20 protein-coding genes are annotated in these 18,492 nt (G+C 62.5%); 10 read left to right on the top strand and 10 right to left on the bottom strand.

What is annotated here, in order from left to right; all coding sequences use genetic code 11:
- Positions 1 to 16 precede the first annotated feature (16 nt).
- The 6 genes from nuoH (at position 17) to KBZ22_RS10855 (ending at position 4,369) form a co-directional block, all read left to right on the top strand.
- Positions 17 to 1,147, top strand: a complete 1,131-nt coding sequence (nuoH, locus tag KBZ22_RS10880) for an NADH-quinone oxidoreductase subunit NuoH (protein ID WP_106632671.1) — start codon at positions 17 to 19, stop codon at positions 1,145 to 1,147.
- 80 nt (positions 1,148 to 1,227) lie between these two features.
- Positions 1,228 to 1,824 (top strand): NAD(P)H-quinone oxidoreductase subunit I, encoded by a 597-nt coding sequence (gene ndhI / locus KBZ22_RS10875; RefSeq protein ID WP_106632670.1) that lies wholly within the window; start codon positions 1,228 to 1,230, stop codon positions 1,822 to 1,824.
- Positions 1,821 to 2,423 carry an NADH-quinone oxidoreductase subunit J gene (locus KBZ22_RS10870; RefSeq protein ID WP_255021977.1) on the top strand — a complete coding sequence of 201 codons (603 nt, stop codon included), beginning with the start codon at positions 1,821 to 1,823 and terminating at the stop codon, positions 2,421 to 2,423. Before ndhI ends, KBZ22_RS10870 begins: the two co-directional genes overlap by 4 nt.
- A gap of 68 nt (positions 2,424 to 2,491) precedes the next feature.
- Positions 2,492 to 2,821: an NADH-quinone oxidoreductase subunit NuoK gene (gene nuoK / locus KBZ22_RS10865; RefSeq protein WP_106632668.1), complete on the top strand. Its 330-nt coding sequence runs from the start codon at positions 2,492 to 2,494 to the stop codon at positions 2,819 to 2,821.
- 14 nt (positions 2,822 to 2,835) lie between these two features.
- On the top strand, positions 2,836 to 3,771 hold the full coding sequence (locus KBZ22_RS10860; RefSeq protein WP_255021976.1) for an NAD(+) kinase: 936 nt from the start codon (positions 2,836 to 2,838) through the stop codon (positions 3,769 to 3,771).
- A gap of 31 nt (positions 3,772 to 3,802) precedes the next feature.
- Positions 3,803 to 4,369 carry an adenylate cyclase gene (locus KBZ22_RS10855; RefSeq protein ID WP_255021975.1) on the top strand — a complete coding sequence of 189 codons (567 nt, stop codon included), beginning with the start codon at positions 3,803 to 3,805 and terminating at the stop codon, positions 4,367 to 4,369.
- On the opposite strand, the gene KBZ22_RS10850 is transcribed toward KBZ22_RS10855, so the two are convergent.
- Positions 4,366 to 4,647, bottom strand: coding sequence for a response regulator transcription factor (locus KBZ22_RS10850; RefSeq protein WP_255021974.1), 282 nt, complete (start codon positions 4,645 to 4,647; stop codon positions 4,366 to 4,368). The two genes, KBZ22_RS10855 and KBZ22_RS10850, sit on opposite strands and share 4 nt — an antisense overlap.
- Positions 4,648 to 4,697: 50 nt before the next feature.
- Here KBZ22_RS10850 and KBZ22_RS10845 point away from each other — a divergent pair, with 50 nt between their 5' ends.
- A complete protein-coding gene (locus KBZ22_RS10845) occupies positions 4,698 to 5,612 on the top strand; it encodes a methylenetetrahydrofolate reductase (protein WP_396112008.1) in 915 nt (304 codons plus the stop codon).
- Here the strand turns inward: KBZ22_RS10845 and KBZ22_RS10840 are convergent.
- The 6 genes from KBZ22_RS10840 to KBZ22_RS10815 all read right to left on the bottom strand — a co-directional run bounded on the left by KBZ22_RS10840 (position 5,609) and on the right by KBZ22_RS10815 (position 12,949).
- Positions 5,609 to 6,790, bottom strand: coding sequence for an NDP-sugar synthase (locus KBZ22_RS10840; RefSeq protein WP_255021972.1), 1,182 nt, complete (start codon positions 6,788 to 6,790; stop codon positions 5,609 to 5,611). The genes KBZ22_RS10845 and KBZ22_RS10840 overlap by 4 nt on opposite strands.
- 23 nt (positions 6,791 to 6,813) lie before the next feature.
- Positions 6,814 to 7,704, bottom strand: a complete 891-nt coding sequence (locus KBZ22_RS10835) for a segregation/condensation protein A (protein WP_254941394.1) — start codon at positions 7,702 to 7,704, stop codon at positions 6,814 to 6,816.
- Positions 7,705 to 7,797: 93 nt separating this feature from the next.
- Positions 7,798 to 8,187, bottom strand: a complete 390-nt coding sequence (locus KBZ22_RS10830) for a lipopolysaccharide assembly protein LapA domain-containing protein (RefSeq protein ID WP_255018860.1) — start codon at positions 8,185 to 8,187, stop codon at positions 7,798 to 7,800.
- Between the two features lie 79 nt (positions 8,188 to 8,266).
- On the bottom strand, positions 8,267 to 9,847 hold the full coding sequence (locus KBZ22_RS10825; RefSeq protein WP_254999022.1) for an NAD(P)H-quinone oxidoreductase subunit 4: 1,581 nt from the start codon (positions 9,845 to 9,847) through the stop codon (positions 8,267 to 8,269).
- 281 nt (positions 9,848 to 10,128) lie between these two features.
- The gene (locus KBZ22_RS10820; RefSeq protein WP_255021971.1) at positions 10,129 to 12,147 is read right to left on the bottom strand and encodes an NAD(P)H-quinone oxidoreductase subunit 5; all 2,019 of its coding nucleotides are present in this window, start codon (positions 12,145 to 12,147) and stop codon (positions 10,129 to 10,131) included.
- 100 nt (positions 12,148 to 12,247) lie between these two features.
- On the bottom strand, positions 12,248 to 12,949 hold the full coding sequence (locus KBZ22_RS10815; protein WP_254941426.1) for an NnrU family protein: 702 nt from the start codon (positions 12,947 to 12,949) through the stop codon (positions 12,248 to 12,250).
- A gap of 140 nt (positions 12,950 to 13,089) precedes the next feature.
- Here KBZ22_RS10815 and KBZ22_RS10810 point away from each other — a divergent pair, with 140 nt between their 5' ends.
- Positions 13,090 to 14,064, top strand: coding sequence for a LysR family transcriptional regulator (locus KBZ22_RS10810; RefSeq protein ID WP_254941390.1), 975 nt, complete (start codon positions 13,090 to 13,092; stop codon positions 14,062 to 14,064).
- 6 nt (positions 14,065 to 14,070) lie between these two features.
- On the opposite strand, the gene KBZ22_RS10805 is transcribed toward KBZ22_RS10810, so the two are convergent.
- Positions 14,071 to 14,757 carry a DUF3172 domain-containing protein gene (locus tag KBZ22_RS10805; protein WP_254941389.1) on the bottom strand — a complete coding sequence of 229 codons (687 nt, stop codon included), beginning with the start codon at positions 14,755 to 14,757 and terminating at the stop codon, positions 14,071 to 14,073.
- Entirely contained in the window at positions 14,754 to 15,146 is a 393-nt protein-coding gene (locus KBZ22_RS10800) for an NAD(P)H-quinone oxidoreductase subunit M (RefSeq protein ID WP_255021970.1), read from the bottom strand. Before KBZ22_RS10800 ends, KBZ22_RS10805 begins: the two co-directional genes overlap by 4 nt.
- Before the next feature lie 105 nt (positions 15,147 to 15,251).
- Here KBZ22_RS10800 and pds point away from each other — a divergent pair, with 105 nt between their 5' ends.
- Both pds and KBZ22_RS10790 read left to right on the top strand, forming a co-directional pair.
- Entirely contained in the window at positions 15,252 to 16,625 is a 1,374-nt protein-coding gene (gene pds, locus KBZ22_RS10795) for a 15-cis-phytoene desaturase (protein ID WP_106632657.1), read from the top strand.
- Between the two features lie 8 nt (positions 16,626 to 16,633).
- Positions 16,634 to 17,539: a phytoene synthase gene (locus tag KBZ22_RS10790; protein ID WP_396111988.1), complete on the top strand. Its 906-nt coding sequence runs from the start codon at positions 16,634 to 16,636 to the stop codon at positions 17,537 to 17,539.
- Here the strand turns inward: KBZ22_RS10790 and KBZ22_RS10785 are convergent.
- Entirely contained in the window at positions 17,527 to 18,474 is a 948-nt protein-coding gene (locus KBZ22_RS10785) for an alpha/beta fold hydrolase (protein ID WP_255021969.1), read from the bottom strand. The genes KBZ22_RS10790 and KBZ22_RS10785 overlap by 13 nt on opposite strands.
- Positions 18,475 to 18,492: the final 18 nt, after the last annotated feature.

The raw sequence follows: 18,492 nt of genomic DNA, 5'->3' as shown, positions 1-18,492 counted from the left end.
CATCTAAGCTGCCGCCATGCTGACCACCACGGCTCCGGGCCTGGATCTAGAGGCCAGTTTTGAGCAGGCCCTGCAGGGCTTCGGCCTGAGTCCTGCCGCCGCCCACCTGTTGTGGCTGCCCCTGCCCATGGTGCTGGTGCTGGTGGCGGCCGTGGTGGGCGTGCTGGTCAACGTCTGGCTGGAGCGCAAGATCTCAGCAGCGGTGCAGCAGCGCATCGGTCCTGAATACGCCGGCGCCCTCGGGGTGCTCCAGCCGATGGCCGATGGCCTCAAGCTCGTTTTCAAGGAAGACATCATTCCGGCCCGGGCTGACGGCCTGCTGTTCACCCTCGGCCCAGTGCTGGTGCTGATTCCGGTGATCCTCAGCTGGTTGGTGGTGCCCTTCGGCCAGCACCTGCTGATCAGCAACGTCGGCATCGGTATCTTCCTTTGGATCTCCCTGAGCAGCATCCAGCCGATTGGCCTGCTGATGAGCGGCTACGCCTCCAACAACAAGTATTCGCTGCTGGGCGGTCTGCGGGCGGCGGCCCAGTCGATCAGCTACGAGATTCCCCTGGCCCTGGCTGTGCTGGCCGTGGTGATGATGAGCAACTCGCTCAGCACCGTTGACATCGTCAACCAGCAGACCGGAGCTGGCATCCTCAGCTGGAACATCTGGCGTCAGCCGGTGGGCTTCGTGATCTTCTGGATCTGCGCCCTAGCCGAATGTGAGCGCCTGCCCTTCGACCTCCCCGAGGCCGAGGAGGAGCTGGTGGCTGGCTACCAGACCGAGTATTCGGGCATGAAGTTCGCCCTCTTCTATCTGGGCAGCTACATCAACCTGGTGCTCTCGGCCCTGCTGGTTTCGGTGCTTTACCTAGGCGGCTGGGGGTTCCCCATCCCCGTTGAGTGGCTGGCCAGCTGGCTGCACCAGCCGATCGATGCACCCTTGGTGCAGCTGATCACCGGCTCCGTAGGCATCGTCATGACGGTGCTCAAGGCCTATCTGCTGGTGTTTCTGGCGATCCTGCTGCGCTGGACCACGCCGAGGGTGCGCATCGACCAGCTGCTCGATCTGGGCTGGAAGTTTCTGTTGCCGATTGCCCTGGTCAACCTGCTGATCACGGCAGCGCTCAAGCTGGCCTTCCCGGCTGTGTTTGGCGGCTGACAGCGCCTGAACCCAGCTTTTCTCCAGACCAGCCATCATGGGCTGACCCATTCCGACCGCCTCCCCCCAGAGCCAACTCCATGTTCGGGTTTCTCAAGAAAGTCGGTGACTACACCCGCGATGCGGTTGGTGCGGCCAACTACCTGACCCAGGGTCTGGCGGTGACCTTTGATCACCTGCGGCGCCGGCCGATCACCGTTCAGTACCCCTACGAGAAGCTGATCCCCTCGGAGCGCTATCGGGGCCGCATCCACTACGAATTCGACAAGTGCATCGCCTGTGAGGTGTGTGTGCGGGTCTGCCCGATCAACCTGCCGGTGGTGGATTGGGTGATGAACAAAGCCACCAAGAAAAAGGAGCTGCGCAACTACTCGATTGACTTTGGGGTGTGCATTTTCTGTGGCAACTGTGTGGAGTACTGCCCCACCAACTGCCTGTCGATGACCGAGGAATACGAGCTGGCAGCTTTTGATCGCCACAGCCTCAACTTCGACAACATCGCCCTTGGTCGCCTGCCTACCAGTGTCACCAGCGATCCGGCCGTAGTTCCCCTGCGGGAGTTGGTCTACCTGCCCAAGGGAGTACTCGATCCTCACGATGTGCCAGATACGGCGCCGCGGGTGGGCAAATTGCCCGAGCAGGTGCTCGAATCCCTGCCTAGCGGAGACGCGTCATGACTATCTCCTCCATTGCCCAGCTGATCTGCTTCGTTGCTCTCTCCGCCACCTTGGTGCTGGGAGCCCTCGGGGTGGTGTTGCTGCCCAACATTGTTTATTCGGCCTTCCTGCTGGGCGGAGTATTTCTTTCGGTGGCTGGTCTCTACCTGCTGCTAAATGCCAGTTTCGTGGCAGCGGCCCAGGTGCTCGTCTACGTGGGCGCCGTCAACGTGCTGATCCTGTTCGCGATCATGCTCGTCAATAAAAAGGAAAACCTGGCGGCCATTCCCGGGCTTGGTCTCCGGCGTCTGCTCTCCGGCGCTGTCTGCGGTGGCTTGTTTCTGCTGTTGATTCGGGTGGCCTTCACTACCCCTTGGCCCCTACCTGGCCCAGAACCCGTGGGCGAGGAGGCCACGATTCGCATTGGCGAGCACCTCTTCAGTGACTACCTCCTGCCCTTTGAGCTGGCTTCGGTGCTGCTGCTGATGTCTATGATCGGCGCCATCGTTTTGGCCCGCCGCGATGTGCTCAGCAGCGATGTGATCACAGGTGAGGCAGTCGATCAGGGCCTGATCGAGAAGGAGCGCACCCCCCTGTTGCTGGAAAACTCTCCTCGCTAGCGGGCGTTTCCGCGCCCTCTCAGCCTCACTGCCACCGCCATCACTGCAACCGCCATCATTGCCACGCCATGGAGTTCACCATCCCCACCACCATCCCCCTGCAGGCCTACCTGGCCCTGGCGGCGGTGTTGTTTTGCACCGGTGTCTGGGGATTGATCAACAGCCGCAATGCGGTGCGAGTGTTAATGAGCATTGAGCTGATGCTTAATGCCGTCAACATCAACCTGATGGCTTTCTCCAACTATCTTGATGGCCAGCTGATCCGCGGCCAGGTGTTTGCCATCTTCGTTATCACCGTGGCCGCGGCTGAGGCTGCCGTTGGTCTGGCGATCCTGCTCTCCCTTTATCGCAACCGTGAAACGGTTGATATGGAGCGCTTCAACCTGTTGCGCTGGTAGCCGGTCCTTTAGCGATGCGGCTTGAGCGGGTCTGGCTGATTTCTAGGTCTGGCAGCCAGGCGGCCCACCGCCAGGCCAAGCGCTGCGCAGAAGATCTGGCGGCCCAGGGGGTTCATGTGGTGGTGGCCTCCAGTGGCCTGGCCCGCAATCCCTTTCCCGGCTTGCTGGCCACGGAAGACGAGCTGCCCGATCTAGCCCTGGTGCTGGGGGGCGATGGCACCGTGCTCGGTGCGGCCCGCCATCTGGCCCCCCTCGATGTGCCGATCCTCAGTTTCAACGTGGGCGGCCACCTCGGCTTCCTCACCCACGATCGCCGTCTGCTGCGCCTGAGCACCGACGCCCTCAAGAGCGAGGAGCAGAGCCTCTGGGACCGGCTGCGTCAAGACCGCTTTGCCCTGGAGCGGCGCATGATGTTGCAGGCCCATATCGACCGGGGCGACGGCGTTGATGGCTCAGAGATCGCCCATCTGGCTCTCAACGACTTCTATTTCCGGCCCTGCCTCGATGAGGTCTCCCCCACCTGTGTGCTGGAGCTGGAGATCGATGGTGAGGTAGTGGATCAATACCGCGGCGACGGCCTGATCATTGCCACTCCCACCGGCTCCACTGGCTATTCCATGGCTGCAGGTGGGCCGATCCTGCACCCGGGCATCGAAGCGATCGTGGTTAATCCGATCTGCCCGATGAGCCTCTCGAGCCGGGCCGTGGTGGTGCCGCCTAGGGCCCAGCTTTCGGTGTGGCCCCTGGGTGAAACCAGTCGCCGGGTCAAGCTTTGGAAAGATGGCGCCCACGCCACCGTGCTGGAACCAGGCGATCGGGCCCTAGTGGAGCGCAGCCCCCACCCGGCCCTGCAGGTGCTGCTGGAGCAAAGCCCCTCCTACTACCGCACCCTCACCCACAAGTTGCATTGGGCTGGCAGCCTCACCGCCATCGAGCCCTCCCACAACTAACCCCCCTGCTGCCCCCGCCCCAAATCGCCCCATGGCCCTGGAAATTGAACGCCGCTTTCTGGTGCAGGGGCTGGACTGGCGCCGCCATATCTGCTGGCAAGCCCAGCTGCAGCAGGGCTACCTGGTGGCGAGCGCCGATGGCTTCACCGTGCGGGTGCGCCGTGCCAGCGGTGAAGAGGCCGTAGCCGGTGCCTGGCTCACCCTCAAGGCCCGCACCGAGCAGCTTCTTGAAGCCCCAGGCCTGCTGCCGGAGGGCTTGGTGCGCCAGGAATTCGAATACGCCATTCCAGAGGCGGATGCTGCTGCTCTGCTGGCGTTGGCGCCCCAGGGCCTTTGCAAAGTGCGCTATGGCCTTGATCTGCCAGGTGGGGAGTGGGTTCTCGACGTCTTTGAGGGTGCGAATGCACCGCTGGTGGTAGCAGAGGTGGAACTGGAGCCGCAGGGGCTTGAGCAAGGCCTGGCCCTTCAGCCGCCCGCCTGGTGCGGGCGTGAGCTAACTGGGCGCCATGAGCTAAGCAATGCGGCCCTGGCCCGCCGGCCCCTGGCTCTCTGGCCAGAAGCCGAGCGCTTGGCCCTGTTCGAGCCTGCAGCTAGCTAAGACTTGCTGGGTTCAATCGAGCAGCAGTTGAAGCCATCGCGGCAGATTTTGCCGTGGTCCATGGCCCAATTCAGCAGGGCTACCCGGTTCTTGGCGCCTGTTTTGGTGAAGACGTTGCTCACGTGGTTGTCCACGGTGCGCTTGCTGATCGTCAGCGATTCGGCGATCTCCTGGTTGGTTAGGCCCTTGGCCACCAATTCAATGATCTCAATTTCCCGCTCCGACAGCTCATGGCGCACCTGGCCGAGGGAGCCTCCCGTGGCGTGATTGGAATCCATGGGCCCAAGTCGAGCGCTTGCCAGCACTGTAGGCAGGGCGCTGTTCCATGATGGTCCTAAGTGGCGCGATTGGTTTGTTGCTTCAACGGGCCCTTGCCAGCGGGCAGCCAGCTCTCACCGCAGAGGTGATGCCACCTAGGGGAGGAGATCCCTCGCGCTCCTTGGCGGCCGCAGGGTCCCTGCGGGGCTGGGTGCATGCGGTAAATGTCACCGATGGCAGCCGCGCCGTGATGCGGATGAGCAGCCTGGCCCTATGCCGCCTGCTGCTTGACGCCGGCATCGAGCCGGTGCTGCAGCTGGCCTGCCGCGATCGCAACCGCATTGCCCTGCAGGCCGAATTACTCGGTGCCCATGCCTTGGGCGTGCGCAACCTGCTCTGCCTCACCGGCGATCCGGTGCGGGCCGGCGACCAGCCCGGGGCCCGCCCGGTGAATGAGCTGGAGGCGGTGCGGTTGTTGCAGCTGGTGCAGCAGTTCAATGGCGGGCAGGATCCGGTGCAAGGTGAGCTGCCCGATGGACCCACCGACCTATTTGCCGGTGCAGCTGCCGATCCCCAGTCGGCTAGTTGGAGTGGTCTCAAGAGCCGGCTGCTGCGCAAGAAGCAGGCCGGTGCACGCTTCGTTCAAACCCAGATGGTGATGGATGCCGAAGCTCTCAAGCGCTTTGTTGGTGACCTCGCCGCACCGCTTGATCTGCCCGTGCTGGCGGGTGTGTTTCTACTCAAATCGGCCCGCAACGCCGCCTTCATCAACCGGGTTGTGCCCGGCGCCAATATTCCCCAGGCCGTGATCGACCGGCTGGCTGCGGCGCCAGATCCGGCGGCTGAGGGCGTAGCTATCGCCGCGGAACAGGTGGGCGCCTATCTCCAGATTGCCCAGGGGGTACATCTGATGGCCATTAAGGCTGAGGAGCGAATTCCGGCGATCCTGCAGCAGGCCGGCCTGAAGCCGCTAGTGCCGGGCTAGTTGGAGTTGCTCAGGGCCAGATCGGTGCCCAGTAGTTCGGCCATCGCCTTCTGCTGCGGCGATGGCGACAACACATCCTGCCGGCGCACATCGGTGATCAGCCAGTCGAGGGCTGCCTCCTGAAGGTCGAAGTGGTCGCCGTTGCGGTCAACGCAGTAGCGGCCAAACACCAGCTTCTCAACCAGACGCACTCCGGCCCCGATGCGGGAGTAGTCAAAGATGATCGAGTTGTCGATTGTGGCCCCTTCGCAGATGTGGCAATTGGGGCCAATCATCGCCGGGCCAATGATTGTGGCGCCATTTTCAATGCGAGTCATGCCGCCCACATAAATGGGGCCGGTGATATTGATCTGATCCCAGTCAGCGGCCACGTTGAGGCCGGCAAATACCCCTGGCCGCACTTCCTTGCCAGGGATCTGCACCTGACGCACCTGGCCCTGCAAAACGCTGCGGATTGCCTGCCAGTAATCCGGCACCTTGCCGATATCAACCCATTCAAACTCCATCGGCAGGGCGTAGAAAGCTGCGCCGGCCTGCACCAGTTTGGGAAATAGGTCTGAGCCGATATCGAAGGGCTGGTTGCTTGGCACAAAGTCGAGCACCTCTGGCTCGAAGATATAAATGCCGGTGTTGATCATGTCGCTGGCAGCCTCATCCACCGCCGGCTTTTCCTGGAAGGAGCGCACCCTGCCGTCGTCGTCTGTGACGACCACGCCATAACTGCTCACCTGATCCTTGGGCACTCGCTTGGTGATCATGCTGGCCATGGCGCCCTTGGCCTTATGGCGACGCACCGCTTCACTCAGATCAAGGTCGATCAGGGCATCACCGCAGAGCACCACAAAGGTGTCGTCGAAGAAGCGCTGGAAATTTTGGATCTTCTTCAGCCCTCCTGCCGATCCCATCGCGTCGCCGATCAGCTCACCGTCTTCGATGCGGCCCTCAAAGCTGTAGGCGATTTCAACACCGAAGCGCTGACCATCGCGGAAGTAGTTCTCGATCTCCTCAGCTAGGTGGGAGACGTTCACCATGATTTCGGTGAACCCGTGCTCCCGCAGCAGCTCCAGCAGAAACTCCATCACGGGTTTCTGCAGGATGGGGATCATCGGCTTGGGGATCGTGTGCGTAATGGGCCGCACCCGTGTTCCCTTGCCAGCAGCCAGGATCATCGCCTTCATGGGCGCCAGCCTAGACCCACCGCTTAAGCCGCCAGCGCCTGCTCCGCCGCACCGAGGGCTGGCACTAGGGGCAGTTGGCGGGTCTCGCCAGGATGGAGCAGGCGCCGCAGGTGCAGAGGGCCAAACAGCCCGCCCTGCTGGTCGAGTTCCACCTTGCCCTGGTGGCAGAGAAACAACAGAGCCCAGAAAACCCCCACCCGGTCCCGGTCCAGCTCGGCGTCCGCAGCCTTGGCTTCCACGTGGGCAGCCCAGTCCTGCACCAGCTCGTTGAAGCCGGCCCAGTCGTGGGCTGGATCCCAGCTAAGTAAAAACTGGCTGAGAGCAGCGGTGGTTTCCGGCAACTTCTCGCGGTGCGCCAGGGCCGCTACCTGCTCAATCGCGGCCCTTTCGCTGTAGCGCTTGGGGCGGTGGCGCGGCCGAATCCGACCCTCGTCCGCTTCGAGTCGCTCGGCGATGTCCTCGAGCTGGCGGATCAATTCCCCCAGGGTCACCGGTCGTTGCAGGGGTGGCGGCGCTACGGGCCGGCGCCAGAGGTGCCTTTCCGGTCGCTGAGGCAGGGCCAGGGCGGGGTTCACCAGCCAGCCTTGGCCATCGGCATCGAAATCAAAGCCGATGTCGTCCTGCTCTGGCGCCTCCTGCGCAAAGGTGGCCGCTTCCAGCACCTCGGCTTTGAGGCTCACCAACACCGAGGCCGCCAAAAAGGCCTCACTGGTTTCAGCCAGGTCCTGTTCGTAGCTGCCGCCCCGGCTTGGAGCGTTTGCTACCACCAGGCGGGGCACCTCAATGCGCTGGCGCAGCTGGTCGAGAAAACCATCCACCACGGCGATCACGTCCACATCCCATGGGTCGATATCGCCCCGCTCTGCCGCATCCTGGAGCAGGCGTATGGCCAATCTTGCGCCTCCTTCAGCCAATGGTGCCCCGAGGCCTCCGCTGAGTCATTGGCCGCACGCTACCGGTGTTGGCCATTTCGCACCAGCACCCCTGCCAAAGCACCACTGCTGGGGTCAGCCAACTGACACGGTCACGGCTTCGTCGGCATCGGGACTGGTGGGAGCCGAGCTTTGCCCGGCCGCTGGCAGCAGCCCCAGCTGGGCGTCCAGCGTGGCTCGGTAGCGCTGCAGGTCGTTTTCCAGCTCCTGGATGCGCACCTGTTGGGCGGCGAATTCGCCCTGGCTCTGCACCGCTTCCACCTTGCGCACCACCCCGGTCCACACCGCAAACACCCAGGCAGCGGTGGCGCCGATGCCGCCAACTAGGAGCAGCAGGGCGGCTAGGGGCAGGGTGCCGCTCAGCCCTGGCAGGAAGTGGACCGTGGTGGGTGCTGTGTTCTCCAGGGTGAACATCACCATGGCTAAGCCAAAGCTGAAGATCAGCAGAAAGTTCAGCTGTTTCATCTCAGGAGCGTAATTAGGGCAACCCAGGGGTGAACTCACCGCGGGCTATCTGCACAGTTTTGTTACCCAGGGCGACGGATCAGGCCGGCAGGGCTGGCGCCGAAAGCAGCGGTTGGCGAATCAGATCGCCCGGCGGCGGCTGAATCACCTTGGCCAGGGCGGTGGTCTCCCGCTGCACGAGGGCCTCGATCGAAGCCCGGTAGGTGTCGGTCATCACCCGGGGGTAGAGGCCGATGCCAACGATCGGCACCAGCAGACAGCTGATCACGTAGATCTCCCGGGGCTCCGCATCCACCAGGTGGGTGTGGGAGGCGAGCTCAGCGTTTTCCTTGCCGAAGAAGATTTCCCGCAGCATCGAGAGCAGGTACACCGGCGTGAGGATCACGCCCACCGCCGCTAGAGCCGCCATCACGATGCGGAAGCTGAGCGAATAGGCCTCGCTGGTCACGAAGCCCGTGAACACCATCAGCTCGGACACGAAGCCGCTCATGCCTGGTAGGGCAAGGGAGGCCAGGGAGCAGATAGTCCACAGGGCAAACATCTTGCGCATCTTCTGGCCAACCCCGCCCATGTCGTCGAGCTGGAGGGTGTGGGTGCGGTCGTAGGTGGCGCCCACCAGGAAGAACAGGCTGGCGCCGATCAGGCCGTGGCTGATCATTTGCAACATGGCGCCGCTGGTGCCCAGGGCACTGAAGCTGCCGATGCCGATCAGCACGAAGCCCATGTGGCTGATCGAGCTGTAAGCGATCTTGCGTTTGAGGTTGCGCTGGGCAAACGAGGTGAGAGCGGCGTAGATGATGTTCACCACCCCCAGTACCACCAGCAGCGGCGCAAATTGGGCATGCCCCTCTGGGAGCAGCTGCACGTTGAAGCGCAGCAAGGCGTAGCCCCCCATCTTCAGCAAGATGCCTGCCAGCAGCATGTGCACCGGAGCCGTGGCCTCGCCGTGGGCATCGGGCAGCCAGGTGTGCAGGGGCACGATCGGCAGCTTCACCCCAAAGGCGATCAGCAGGCCTGCGTAGGCGAATAGCTGGAACTTCGTTGAGAAGTCCTTGGCCATCAGGTCCGTGTACTCAAAGCTGGGGGTGCCACCGCCGTAGAAGGCCATCGCCAGGCCCACCACCAAAATGAACAGGGAGCTACCGGCTGTGTAGAGGATGAATTTGGTGGCTGCGTACTGACGCTTTTTGCCGCCCCAGATAGCCAGCAGCAGATACACCGGCAACAGCTCCAGCTCCCAGGCCAGGAAGAACAGCAGCATGTCCTGCACGGCGAACACGGCGATCTGGCCGCCATCCATGAGCAGCAGCAGGAAATAAAAAAGCTTGGGCTTGAAGGTCACCGGCCAGGCCGCCAGAGCCGCCAGGGAGGTGATGAAGCTGGTGAGCAGGATCAGGGGCATCGAGATGCCGTCCGCCCCCAGCGACCAGGCCAACCCCAGGCTGGGTAGCCACTGAACCCGCTCCACCAGCTGCAGTCCTTCGACCGCCGGGTCATAGCCGTTGAGGTAGGCCCCCACGGTGATCAAGAAGGTGATCAGGGTGATGCCAAGGGCATACCAGCGAATCCGCTTGCCGTCGCCGGCATCGGGAATGAAAGGAATTACCAGGGCCGCTGCGATCGGGAAAAGGATCGACGCGCTCAACCATGGGAATGGCACGAACCAGGCCTCACCGTTTGCTCGGAGTGTAGAAATTCAGTCGGGCCCGGCACTCTGCTGATGGTGGATGTCACACAGAGTTATGCGTCCTGCCCCCTGCTTCGCTGATCCGCTGGCACGCGCTTTGCGCTAACGCCAGGGGATCAGCGAAGCAGGGGCAGGCGTTGTCGCGAGGCAGGGAAGGCTCTGGTGCGGCAGGGTGTCCGCGTGCGGTGTGAGGCTCGCTGGGCTGAGCGGCCGAGGCCGTGTTGCCCGCGTAGCGGGCGTAACGGCCGAACCGCTCAGCCCAGCGAGCCGAATAAAACCACTAGGGCGATGACACCGCCAAACACGATCAGGGCATAGAACTGGGCCCGGCCGGTTTCGAAGTATTTGAGACCCTCGCCGCTGCCCAGGGTCACCAGGCCGGTGAGGTTGACGACTCCATCAACAACCTTGGAATCAACCTCCAGCACCTGGCGGGCCAGTTTGCGGCTGCCCTGTACAAACAACTTGTCGTTGATCGCATCGAGATACCACTTGTTGGCCAGGAAGGCATTGAGGGCGGGGAAGCGAGCGGCTACGGCTTTGCCTAGATCGATTTTGTGCAGCGCGTAGGCGAGCACGGCGACGGTTATGCCAGCGATGGAGATGCCGACTGAGGCTCCGGCTAGGGGCAGGAATTCACCCCAACTGAAGTGTTCGGCCACCTCTGCCGCCTCCTTGGGGTCGAGCAGGTTGCCAAACCGGCTGTTCCAGGGGGTGCCCAGCAGGCCAACAAGCACAGAGGGCACGGCCAGTACAGCCAGGGGCATGGCCATCTGCCAGCCAGATTCATGGGGATGGCTGGCGTGGCCATGGTCGTCGCCGTGGCTATCGCCCTGGTCATCAGTGGTTTTCCCTGCTTCAGCCAGCAGCTGGGCCCGCATGGCCTGATCATTGCCGCGAAACTCCCCCTCAAAGGTGAGGAAGTAGAGGCGGAACATATAAAAGGCGGTCATGCCGGCGGTGATGAAGCCAGCCACCCACAGCACGGGGAATGAACCAAACGCCACGCCGAGGATCTCGTCCTTGCTCCAGAAGCCAGCCAGAGGGGGAATGCCGGCGATGGCGACGCAGCCAATCAGGAAGGTGCTGCTGGTGATCGGCATGTGTTTGCGCAGCCCACCCATTAACCGCATGTCCTGGGCGAGCACGGGCTCATGGCCCACCACCTCTTCCATGGCGTGGATCACCGAGCCGGATCCCAAAAACAGCATCGCCTTGAAGAAGGCGTGGGTCACCAGGTGGAACATGCCGGCCACCGGAGCGCCGCAGCCCATGGCCAGCATCATGTAACCCAACTGGGAAACGGTGCTGTAGGCCAGACCCTTCTTGAGATCCATCTGGGTGAGAGCAATCGAGGCTCCCAGCACCAGGGTGATGGTTCCCACGACGGCGATCGTGGCCTGCACAGCCGGGAAGGGTTCGTAAACGGGTTGCAACCGGGCCACCAGGAACACACCGGCGGCCACCATGGTTGCCGCGTGGATCAGGGCGGAAATGGGGGTCGGGCCCTCCATCGCATCCGGCAGCCAGACGTGAAGGGGGAATTGGGCCGATTTCGCCATCGGTCCCATGAACACCAGCAGGCACAGCAGGATCGCCGCCGCGTTGGAAACACTGCCGCCGGCCACGGCCTCCTGCAGCCGGCTGCCAATTTCCTCAAAGCCGAAGCTGCCGGTGGCCCAGAAGAGACCCAGGATTCCCAGCAGCAGACCGAAGTCGCCAACTCGGTTCACCACAAAGGCTTTTTGCGCGGCATTGGCGGCGCCATCGCGGTCGTACCAAAAGCCCACGAGCAGGTAGGAGCACATGCCCACCAGCTCCCAGAACACATAAATCTCCAGCAGGTTGGGGCTGATTACCAGGCCCAGCATCGAGCTGCTGAATAGGGCTAGGTAGGTGAAAAAGCGCACATAGCCCTTGTCATGGGCCATGTAGCCATCGGAATAAACCATCACCAGCACGGCGATGGTGGTCACCAACGACAGCATCACGGCGCCGAGGGCGTCCACCCGGAAGCCCATTTGCAGGTTGAAGGTGCCGGCGCTGGCCCAGTTGAACAGCACTTCGGTGGGCGGTGCACCCGCCAGTTGCTGGGCCAAAACGGCGTAGCTCAGAACTGCAGCCGCTCCCACGCAGCTGATCAGTAACCAGGCCACGGGTTTGCGCAGCCGATTGACGGTGCGGTTGAAGCTGATCAGCCCCAGCCCGGTAATACAAGCCCCTACCAGGGGCAGCACCGGAATCAACCAGGCGAGTTCGGCGGCTGACGGCATGCGCTGCAAGCTGGTTGGCGCAAGTGTAGGCAGCCAAACAGGTGCATATCCAGGCCTGTGCGGGCTCGCCCATGGGCGGGGGCTTCGCGGCGAGCCGTACTCAGCCCAGTAGGTGGGCCAAGCCTGTGCGAGCGAAGCTCGTTGCGCCGAGGCCGATGAAGCGATGGGCCCACCAAAACACCCCTACGGCAATGGCAATGCCCAGCTGGGCTGGCCTTAGAAATTCGCTGGGAACCAGCTGCTGGCGGCCGGTCAATATCGCCCTAAATGGAAGGATCGAGGTGCTAGCCCTCAGCTCCTCAAAGGCGCTACCGAAGCGCTTGGCCAGGCGCCGGTCGCCGTTCCAGATAGCGAAGAGATGGTGGGCTATCAGGCCGGCGCAGGTGGCCACCATGAAGCTGCTGCCGATCCAGAGCAGGTGGGTGGCGCACCAGAGGACCTGGCCCACGGCCTGGGGATGGCGGCTGATGCGGATGATGCCGGTGGCATAGAGCCGCACCTGGGGCTTGAGCACCGCCGGGATTTCCAGCAGGTTGTAGGTGGCTGGATAAAGAAACAAAAAGCTGATAGCGGTGCCGGCCCACACCACGGGCACGATCCAGGGCTGGTCCTGGAGATTCCAGAGGCGCACCCCGTCGTAGCGATGGGCCAGGAAGTAGCCGATCACCACCACGGCTGAGGGGATGCTCACCGCGGCAAACAGCAGCCGCCAGGCCCGTTCGCCAATTTTTGCTGCGCCCCACACCCGCAGCGAGGCTCCGCCGCTGTGAACTATGGCGAAAGCCAGCAACAGGGCGAGCATTACCCAGCTGCTGTGGTGCGAAGAGCTGGGGGGCACGGGCCGGATGGGGAGTTGTGAAGCTCTCGATTCTCGCTGCCAGGCTTCCCCCTTAGAGTTTTGAACTAGCCAGCTGGCAGGCTCCGGCCGATCCAGGCAACCCAATGGCAGACCTGCCTTTCACTCTTGATCAGCTCCGCATCCTGCGGGCCATCGCCTCTGAGGGGAGCTTCAAGAAGGCCGCAGACAGCCTTTATGTGACTCAGCCGGCTGTGAGCCTGCAGATTCAGAATCTGGAGAAGCAGCTCAGCGTCAGCCTGTTTGACCGGGGCGGGCGCAAGGCCCAACTCACCGAGGCCGGCCACCTGCTGCTCAGCTACTGCGACCGAATCCTGAGCCAGTGCCAGGAGGCCTGCCGGGCTCTAGAAGACCTGCACAACCTGCGCGGCGGCTCGCTCATCGTTGGCGCCAGCCAGACCACCGGCACTTATTTAATGCCGCGAATGATTGGTCTGTTTCGGCAGAAGTACCCCGAAGTGGCGGTGCAGTTGCAGGTGCACAGCACCCGCCGCACGGGTTGGAGCGTGGCTAACGGCCAGGTGGATCTGGCGATCATCGGCGGCGAGCTTCCAACGGAGCTTTGTGAGCTGCTGCAGGTGGTGCCCTATGCCAGCGATGAGCTGGCCCTGGTGCTGCCGGTGAAGCATCCGCTGGCCCGCCTGCCCGAGCTCACTAAAGACGACCTCTACCGGCTGGGCTTTGTCTGCCTTGATGCCCAGTCGACCACCCGCAAAATGGTCGATCAGCTGCTGGCCCGCTCCGGGCTGGATGTGGGCCGGCTCAAGATCGAGATGGAGCTCAATTCCTTTGAGGCGATCAAAAACGCCGTTCAGTCGGGTCTTGGGGCTGCCTTCCTGCCGGTGGTCTCAATTGAGCGGGAGCTCTCTGCTGGCAGCCTGCATCGTCCCCATGTGGCCGACCTACTCGTGCGCCGCCAGCTGAAGCTGATCACCCATCCAGCCCGCTATTGCTCCCGGGCTGCCGATGCCTTCCGCAAGGAGGTTCTGCCCGTGTTTGCCAGCCCCGATAGCCCCCTGCGCCGGCCGTTGCAGCAGCAGGAGGCTCTCACTCAGAACTGATCTGCTTCAAAATTGATCAGCTTCAGGCGTGACTCCCACCGTGTCATCAGCCACGCCCTTGGTAAGGAATTTGTTTTGGCTGGTGTCTGTTTGGTAGACGCAGCGCACGATTGGCTTGTCTTTCACTGAGCCGATGTAGGCGAAGGTGTTCATGCGCTGCTTGCACTGGCGCATCTGTTCGTTGGTTACGGCTCCTTCCTTCTGCAACACGCTCCAGTTTTCCCGCCGAATAACGCAGCCGGCCTTGAGCTCCGGCTGGGTCACGAAGCTGGAGCTGGGGTTCATGGTGGTGTAAAGCTCCACGTCCATCACGAAGGCACTGGCGCCCCACTGGCGACAGAACTCCGGATCAGGCACCGCCATGTCGAGCTGCTGGCTGCTGGCGATGTTGCCCTGGTCGCCCTGGGTGGTACTGGAGATGGCGGTGCCGATGCCGATGCCCACCACCAGCACTCCAGCCAGGATCGCCAGGGTGCCCACGTTGAACTGAAAGGGGCCTGTGCCGCCAGGGCCATTGCCACCAGGACCAGGGCCACCAGGACCGCCTTTATTGCCGCCCCCGGCCGGCCGCCTGGGCTCATTGCGGCGACCGCCCCGCTCATAGGCATCATCTGCGTACCGCCCTCCGGGGGGACGACCCTCATCCGGGCGCTCACCGGCGTAGCGATCTGAGCTGTAGCGGGAGCGGCTCACAGGCTTTCGGTGCTGCGGGGCAGGCCCATGGAGTAATTGAGCACCCGGGCATCGGGGTTGTAGCGAAGCTCGCCGGCTTGGAGCAGCTGGCGAATTAGCCCTTCCAGCTCCGAACCGATCTGGCGCAGGTTGTATTCGGTGAGGTCGGCGCCGGCTTGGGCGGCCACCAGCTGGCGGAAGTGGTCTTGCACCTTGGCCAGCACCGGGGCGTCCCAGAGGAACTCGTTATCGGGATCCACATCCATGGTGAGCTGGCTGGGATCAGGCAGCAGGTTGCCGTCCTCCACCCGGGCGGTGAACAGCCGCACGTGGCGGGTGGTGGACTTCAGCAAGATCTCTGCAGGGCGGGATTCGGCAGGGAGTGAGTCAGCGAGGCGAGGGTCAGCCATGGGGAGGGGATTGCGGGCACCCGATGCACCAACTCTAGAAACCCCCCCCAGCCGCAGGGGTCAGTCGCCCCCTTTAAGGTTGCATCTGGATTTTTGAAAGTTGGTATGCGCGTCGTCATTGCCGGAGCAGGGCTCGCCGGGCTGTCGTGCGCGAAGTACCTCTGTGATGCCGGCCATACGCCGGTGGTGGTGGAAGCCCGCGATGTGCTGGGCGGCAAGGTGGCGGCCTGGCAGGACGAAGACGGAGACTGGTATGAGACCGGCTTGCACATCTTTTTCGGCGCTTACCGCAACATGCGCCAGCTGTTTAAGGAGCTGGATATCGAAGACCGTCTGCAGTGGAAAAGCCACTCGATGATTTTCAACCAAATGGAGACGCCAGGCACCTACAGCCGCTTTGACTTCCCCGACATCCCCGCCCCCTTCAATGGTTTGGCGGCCATTCTCAGCAACAACGACCTGCTCACCTGGCCCGAGAAGATTGCCTTCGGCATGGGCTTGGTGCCGGCAATTTTGCGCGGCCAGCAGTATGTAGAAGAATGCGATAAGTATTCCTGGACCGAGTGGCTGAGGCTGCACAACATTCCCGAGCGGGTAAATGACGAGGTATTCATCGCCATGGCCAAGGCGCTGAACTTCATCGATCCCGATGAAATTTCCAGCACGGTGGTGCTCACCGCCCTAAATCGCTTCCTGCAGGAGGGTGATGGCTCCAAGATGGCCTTCCTTGATGGCAACCCACCGCAGCGCTTGTGCCAGCCGATCGTCGATTACGTCGAAGCCCGTGGCGGGGAAGTTCACCTGAATTCCCCGTTGCGCCAGATCGAGCTCAATGCCGATGGCACGGTGAAGGCTTTCCAGATTGGTGGCATCAAGGGCCAGGAGCCCCGCACGCTTACGGCTGACGCCTACGTGAGTGCCATGCCGGTAGATCCCTTCAAGCTGCTGCTGCCTGAGGCTTGGAAGGAGATTCCCTATTTCAAGAAGCTCGACGGCCTCAATGGGGTGCCGGTGATCAATATTCACCTCTGGTTTGATCGCAAGCTCACCGATATTGACCACCTGCTGTTCAGCCGGAGCCCGCTGCTGAGCGTCTATGCAGACATGAGCAATACTTGTAAGGAATACGAGGATCCGGAGCGCTCGATGCTCGAGCTGGTTTTTGCCCCAGCCAAAGACTGGATTGGTCGCTCTGACGAGGACATCGTGGCCGCCACGATGGAAGAGCTCAAGCGCCTATTCCCGATGCACTTCACCGGCAACGACCAGGCCACTCTGCGCAAGTCGATCGTGGTCAAAACACCGCTGTCGGTTTACAAAACCGTGCCTGGCTGCCAGCAACTGCGGCCCGATCAAGCCTCGCCGATCCCCAACTTCTTCTTGGCCGGCTGCTACACCATGCAGCGCTACCTGGCCTCAATGGAGGGGGCGGTGCTTAGCGGTAAGCAGTGTGCCCAAGCGATTGGTACGGCGGTCTAGTCGTGGTGGTGTCCTCGCTCCCAAATTTGGAGAAGGCTTATGAGGCCTGCCGGCAGGAGACGGCCGAGTGGGCTAAGACCTTTTATCTGGGCACCTTGTTGATGCCGCCGGCCAAGCGTCGGGCGATTTGGGCGATTTATGTGTGGTGCCGCCGCACAGATGAGCTGATGGATAGTGCGGAGGCCCAAGCCCGTCCTGTGGCAGAGCTGGCAGATCGCCTAGATGCCTGGGAGGAGCGCACTAGGGCCCTGTTTGCTGGCGAGGTTTGCGATGGCCTTGATCTGGTTATGCGGGACACGATGGAGCGTTACCCCCAGCCCTTGCAGGCTTATTTAGACATGATCGAGGGGCAGAGGATGGATCTGCGCCTGCACCGTTACCCCACCTTTGAAGATCTAGAGCTCTACTGCTACCGGGTGGCAGGCACCGTTGGCCTGATGACTCAGGAGGTGATGGGATTGGATCCTGCCTACACAAGCGCCCCTTGGAGTGATCGGCCGGATACTTCCCACGCAGCTGTAGCCCTCGGCATCGCCAACCAGCTCACCAACATTCTTCGCGACGTGGGCGAAGATCGTTCTAGAGGGCGTATTTACCTTCCCCAGGAAGATCTGGAGCGATTTGGTTATAGCGAAGCCGAATTACTTGCCGGCACTGTTAACGACAATTGGCGTGCTCTGATGCGATTTCAGCTAGAGAGAGCTCGAATGTGGTTTGCCCGCTCAGAGGCAGGAGTGCGCTGGCTTGCTCCCGACGCTCGATGGCCCGTATGGGCATCGCTGCGGCTATATAGGGGCATTCTTGATGTAATTGAGGAGCACCACTACGACGTTTTTAACAAGCGAGCCTTTGTGCCTAGGGCTGGCAAGCTATTCGATCTACCTTTTTCCTATCTGGTCGCTCAGGTGCGCTGAGTAGCGCCGCCTTTAATCCACTCCAGCAGAATTGAATTCACCAGCTCAGGTGCTTCGTCGTGGGGGCAGTGTCCAAGCCCCGGCAGCACGCGTAGATCCTGAATACAGGAGTATTGATCTGCCCAGCGGCGTGCCTCAGCTGGATCCTCCCAGGGATCAGCTTCCCCCCAGATCATGCGAACCGGCAGCGGCGGGATGGCGGCACTTAGGTCGGCCAGTAGCTCGGGGGCTAGGTGGTCGTTAAACAGGTTGACGAAGCCGCGAAAACTTTCCGTGGCACCTGGATTGGTGCTGGGTCGGTGCAGCAGGGCTACCAGCTCGTCGTCGATGTGGGCACCACTCGGGTAGGCCCGCGCCAGCACGCTGCGAATGAAGGCCGGCTGAGCCAGTAGGCGAAACAGGGGTGCGATCACCCAGCGCTGCCGCACCAGCTGCTTCACCAGAGGGCGACTGGCCCGTTCCCAGCCCGGCAGCTTGGCCGCCCGTTTGTCGTCGAGGGTGCGCTGGGCGCAGTCGATCAGGATCACCTGAAAGGGTGGGAAACCCTCTGCCAGTAGCAGCCTGGCGGCGGTGAGGGCCACCATCGCGCCGATCGAGTTGCCCACCAGGTGCACGCGGGGCTGGGCTGGGCCGCTGCCAGGTTCGGTCAGAAGCAATTGCCGCACCGTGTCGGCTACCTGGCGGCCCCAGAGGTCGAAGCAGTACTGAACAGCGCCCTGCCTTGGCGGCTCTTGAGCTAATCGCGAAACAGGCTTATCGCTGGCGCCAAAGCCCAGCAGGTCGAGGGCGATCACCCGGGCATGGGGAGCGAGGGCCGGCAGGTTGTGGCGCCAATGGCCCACAGACGCCCCAAAGCCATGGATAAGCACAACCCGGTCGGTGCTGCTCGGCGAGCCCGCTGCAAGCAAGTGGATCCGATGTCCCTGCCAGTTCAAGACGCTGGGGATCGGATC

The sequence above is a fragment of the Cyanobium sp. L1E-Cus genome, assembly GCF_024345755.1.
Classification (GTDB): domain Bacteria; phylum Cyanobacteriota; class Cyanobacteriia; order PCC-6307; family Cyanobiaceae; genus Cyanobium_A; species Cyanobium_A usitatum.
This window is presented reverse-complemented; position numbering and strand designations above follow the sequence as displayed.

Bases quoted from the DNA above. Each gene is read 5' to 3' on its own strand.
- nuoH (WP_106632671.1), top strand. From the start codon at position 17: ATGCTGACCACCACGGCTCCGGGCCTGGATCTAGAGGCCAGTTTTGAG.
- ndhI (WP_106632670.1), top strand. From the start codon at position 1,228: ATGTTCGGGTTTCTCAAGAAAGTCGGTGACTACACCCGCGATGCGGTT.
- KBZ22_RS10870 (WP_255021977.1), top strand. From the start codon at position 1,821: ATGACTATCTCCTCCATTGCCCAGCTGATCTGCTTCGTTGCTCTCTCC.
- nuoK (WP_106632668.1), top strand. From the start codon at position 2,492: ATGGAGTTCACCATCCCCACCACCATCCCCCTGCAGGCCTACCTGGCC.
- KBZ22_RS10860 (WP_255021976.1), top strand. From the start codon at position 2,836: ATGCGGCTTGAGCGGGTCTGGCTGATTTCTAGGTCTGGCAGCCAGGCG.
- KBZ22_RS10855 (WP_255021975.1), top strand. From the start codon at position 3,803: ATGGCCCTGGAAATTGAACGCCGCTTTCTGGTGCAGGGGCTGGACTGG.
- KBZ22_RS10850 (WP_255021974.1), bottom strand. From the start codon at position 4,647: ATGGATTCCAATCACGCCACGGGAGGCTCCCTCGGCCAGGTGCGCCAT.
- KBZ22_RS10845 (WP_396112008.1), top strand. From the start codon at position 4,698: ATGGTCCTAAGTGGCGCGATTGGTTTGTTGCTTCAACGGGCCCTTGCC.
- KBZ22_RS10840 (WP_255021972.1), bottom strand. From the start codon at position 6,790: ATGAAGGCGATGATCCTGGCTGCTGGCAAGGGAACACGGGTGCGGCCC.
- KBZ22_RS10830 (WP_255018860.1), bottom strand. From the start codon at position 8,187: ATGAAACAGCTGAACTTTCTGCTGATCTTCAGCTTTGGCTTAGCCATG.
- KBZ22_RS10820 (WP_255021971.1), bottom strand. From the start codon at position 12,147: ATGCCGTCAGCCGCCGAACTCGCCTGGTTGATTCCGGTGCTGCCCCTG.
- KBZ22_RS10815 (WP_254941426.1), bottom strand. From the start codon at position 12,949: ATGCTCGCCCTGTTGCTGGCTTTCGCCATAGTTCACAGCGGCGGAGCC.
- KBZ22_RS10810 (WP_254941390.1), top strand. From the start codon at position 13,090: ATGGCAGACCTGCCTTTCACTCTTGATCAGCTCCGCATCCTGCGGGCC.
- KBZ22_RS10800 (WP_255021970.1), bottom strand. From the start codon at position 15,146: ATGGCTGACCCTCGCCTCGCTGACTCACTCCCTGCCGAATCCCGCCCT.
- pds (WP_106632657.1), top strand. From the start codon at position 15,252: ATGCGCGTCGTCATTGCCGGAGCAGGGCTCGCCGGGCTGTCGTGCGCG.